Source organism: Acidovorax sp. HMWF018 (assembly GCF_003061035.1).
Classification (GTDB): domain Bacteria; phylum Pseudomonadota; class Gammaproteobacteria; order Burkholderiales; family Burkholderiaceae_C; genus Acidovorax; species Acidovorax delafieldii.
On record NZ_QAIM01000121.1, the window covers coordinates 1 to 3,947 of the forward strand.

At 65.0% G+C, this 3,947-nt stretch carries 3 protein-coding genes and 1 riboswitch; of the genes, 2 read left to right on the forward strand and 1 reads right to left on the reverse strand.

Going from position 1 to position 3,947, the window contains the following annotated elements; translation table 11 throughout:
- On the forward strand, window positions 1-643 hold a 643-nt coding region (locus tag DBR23_RS04490), incomplete at its 5' end, for a hypothetical protein (protein ID WP_108497450.1).
- A 41-nt stretch (window positions 644-684) separates the two neighbouring features.
- Window positions 685-784, forward strand: a riboswitch (S-adenosyl-L-homocysteine riboswitch).
- A 20-nt stretch (window positions 785-804) separates the two neighbouring features.
- Complete coding sequence (gene metH, locus DBR23_RS04495) at window positions 805-3,558, forward strand: methionine synthase (RefSeq protein WP_255581526.1); 2,754 nt, start codon at window positions 805-807, stop codon at window positions 3,556-3,558.
- A gap of 75 nt (window positions 3,559-3,633) precedes the next feature.
- Here the strand turns inward: metH and DBR23_RS04500 are convergent.
- Window positions 3,634-3,947, reverse strand: a 314-nt coding sequence (locus DBR23_RS04500) for a RidA family protein (protein WP_108497452.1), incomplete at its 5' end; no start/stop codon positions are given.

Consider the following 3,947-nt stretch of genomic DNA (forward strand, 5'->3'; position numbering starts at 1 on the left):
GGTGAAGGGGGCGCCCACCCATGCCGCCGAACTGGCCCAGTCCGACGCCAACCGCATGGCCACCCTGGCCATGCAGGAGAACCTGGACGGCCTGCTGCGCCTGGCCGACAAGCTCTACCGCCGCAACCCCGCCGAATGGCGCAAGGGCACCGCCACCAACCGCGAGCAGGCGCTGGAGCAGTTGCGCACCGCCGTACTGCAGCGCCAGCCCTGGGCGCCGCTGCAGGGCCGCCGCGACATCGCGGCCATGGCGCTGGCGCTGGCGCCCGAGTTCGCGGGCGACCGTGTGGCGGCCTTCATCCACGCCACGGCCGACATGGTCATCACGGCCCACGGCGGCAAGACGGAGTTCTTCTTGCTGGACGGCATGGATGCCCAGCACCTCTACAACGCCGCGCGCAACGTCGAGACCGCCGTGTGGCTGCTGGCGCAGCGCCGCAACGCCCAGGGCCAGCCCCTGCTATTGGCCGACGAAATCGGCGCCCAGGGCCGCAACCTGAGCTTTGAGCGCGAGTTCGGCAAGATCATCGCGCGGCTGGACCTGCTGGCCGTTTTCACCACCGAAAAGTACCGCCGTGCTGCGATCAGTTACGTGCAGGGCATTGTGGGAGGCACCTTCCTGCAATTCCTGCCTGTGCGCTGATGCGGCGAACGCCAGCTCGTATCACCCGGTAAAATCCGCACCTGCCCAAGGAGCGTTGCAGCGGCCTCTCACCACGACGGGGCCGTCAGGCTTGGGTACCCAAAAGCTATTCAAGCCCCTCCGCAACGACGCTCACCTGTTTTTCTGCTGCCCCTGCACAGGTGAGTCCTATGTCCGCGTCTGCCCCGTCCCTGCCCCCCATGAAGCTGTCTGGCCTGGAGCCCGTCTCCATCGGCGAGGGCACGCTGTTCGTCAACATCGGCGAGCGCACCAACGTCACCGGCTCCAAGGCGTTTGCGCGCATGATCCTGAATGGCCAGTACGAAGAGGCCCTGGCCGTGGCGCGCCAGCAGGTAGAGAACGGCGCCCAGGTCATCGACATCAACATGGACGAGGCCATGCTCGACAGCAAGGCCGCCATGGTGCGCTTCCTGCAGCTGATCGCCTCCGAGCCTGACATCGCCCGCGTGCCCATCATGGTGGACTCCTCCAAGTGGGAGGTGATCGAAGCCGGTCTGCGCTGCATCCAGGGCAAGGGCATCGTCAACTCCATCAGCATGAAAGAGGGCGTGGAGAAGTTCAAGCACGAGGCGCGGCTGGTCAAGCGCTATGGCGCTGCGGCCGTGGTGATGGCGTTTGACGAAGTGGGCCAGGCCGACACCTACGCGCGCAAGATCGAGATCTGCGAACGTGCCTACCGCGTGCTGGTCGATGAGGTGGGCTTTCCGCCCGAGGACATCATCTTCGACCCCAACATCTTTGCGGTGGCCACCGGTATCGAGGAGCACAACAACTACGCGGTCGACTTCATCGAGGCCGTGCGTTGGATCAAGCAGAACCTGCCGGGCGCCAAGGTGTCGGGCGGTGTGTCGAATGTGTCGTTCAGCTTCCGCGGCAACGACCCGGTGCGCGAGGCCATCCACACGGTGTTCCTGTACCACGCCATCCAGGCGGGCATGGACATGGGCATCGTCAACGCGGGCATGGTGGGCGTGTACGACGACCTGGAGCCCGTGCTGCGTGAGCGTGTGGAAGACGTGGTGCTCAACCGCCGCCCCGACGCGGGTGAGCGCCTGGTGGAGATCGCCGAAACCGCCAAGAGCGGCGCCAAGGACGAGAGCAAGAAGCTCGAATGGCGCGGAACGCCCGAGCACCCCAAGACCGTGGGCGAGCGCCTGTCGCACGCGCTGGTGCATGGCATCACCGACTTCATCACCGAAGACACGGAAGAGGCCTACCGCGCCATCCTGGCCAAGGGCGGCCGCCCGCTGCACGTGATCGAAGGCCCGCTCATGGACGGCATGAACGTGGTGGGCGACCTATTCGGTGCGGGCAAGATGTTCCTGCCCCAGGTGGTGAAAAGTGCGCGCGTGATGAAGCAAGCCGTGGCCCACCTGATCCCCTACATCGAAGAAGAAAAGCGCCAGGACGAACTGGCCGGGCGCGATGTGCGCAGCAAGGGCAAGATCATCATCGCCACCGTCAAGGGTGACGTGCACGATATCGGCAAGAACATCGTCACCGTGGTCCTGCAGTGCAACAACTTTGAGGTGGTGAACATGGGCGTGATGGTGCCCTGCCACGAGATTTTGGCGCGCGCCAAGGTCGAGGGGGCCGACATCGTGGGCCTGTCGGGCCTGATCACCCCCAGCCTCGAAGAGATGCAGTACGTGGCCGGCGAGATGCAGAAGGACGACCACTTCCGCATCAAGAAGATCCCGCTGCTCATCGGTGGCGCCACCACCAGCCGCGTGCACACCGCCGTCAAGATCGCTCCGCATTACGAAGGCCCCGTGGTCTACGTGCCCGATGCGTCCCGCAGCGTGAGCGTGGCGCAAAGCCTGCTGGGCGACGGCGTGCAGAACTACGTGGACGAGCTCAACGCGGACTACGACAAGGTCCGCACCCAGCACGCCAACAAAAAGGCCACGCCCCTGTGGCCCCTGGCCAAGATCCGCGCCAACAAGACGCCGGTTGATTGGGCTGCCTACCAGCCCACCGTGCCGCGCGCGCTGGGCCGCCGCGTGTTCAAGAACTTCGACCTGGCCGAGCTGGCCAAGTACATCGACTGGAGCCCGTTCTTCCAGACCTGGGACCTGGCCGGCCCGTACCCTGCCATCCTCACCGACGAGATCGTGGGCGTGGAAGCCACGCGTGTGTTTGCCGATGGGCAGGCCATGCTCAAGAAGATCATCGAAGGCCGGTGGCTTACGGCCAGCGGCGTGATGGCCCTGCTGCCCGCCAACAGCGTGAACGATGACGACATCGAGTTCTATACCGACGACACCCGCACCGAAGTGGCCATGACCTGGTACGGCCTGCGCCAGCAGGCCGAGAAACACACCATCGACGGCGTGACCCGCCCCAGCCGCTGCCTGGCCGACTTTGTGGCCCCTAAGTCCAGCGGCATTGCCGACTACGCCGGTATGTTTGCCGTGACGGCGGGCCTGGGCATTGAGAAGAAAGAAAAGGCTTTCATCGACGCGCTGGACGACTACTCCGCCATCATGTTCAAGAGCCTGGCCGACCGCCTGGCCGAAGCCTTTGCCGAAGCCCTGCACCACCGCGTGCGCACCGACCTGTGGGGCTACGCTGCCGGTGAAGCGCTGAGTAACGACGACATGATTGCCGAGAAGTACCAGGGCATCCGCCCCGCGCCCGGCTACCCCGCCTGCCCGGACCACAGCGCCAAGACCGACCTGTTCCGCGTGCTGCAGGCTGGCGAGATCGGCATGTCGCTCACCGAAAGCCTGGCCATGATGCCCGCCGCCAGCGTGAGCGGCTTCTACATCGGCCACCCCGACAGCGTGTACTTCAACGTCGGCAAGATTGGCGAAGACCAACTGCACGACATGGCCCAGCGCCGGGGCATGGAGGAGAAGGTGCTGGAGCGGCTGCTGGCGCCGAACCTGTGACGCTATGAATTGAATAGCTTCCAGCGCTTTTTCGATAAGCGCTGGAAGCCTGTTTGATTCAAATGTTCCGGCCCATCAGCCCTTATAGCCAGGCAGCTTCGCGATCACCTTGATCTCGAACTGGAACCCGTACAGCCAGGTCACCCCGATGCCGGTGAGCGTGGGGTAGGACGCCTCCCCCCAGAACTCGGGCACGACGCCCCAGACGGTCTCGAAGTTCGCCTCCGGGTTGACCACGAACATCGTCACGTCCACCACGTCATCAAACGTGCAGCCTGCAGCGTGCAGCACGGCGTTGAGGTTGCTGAACGCCAGGCGCACCTGGGCTTTCAGGTCGGGCTCGGGCGAGCCGTCCTCGCGGCTGCCCACCTGGCCCGAGACAAACAAGA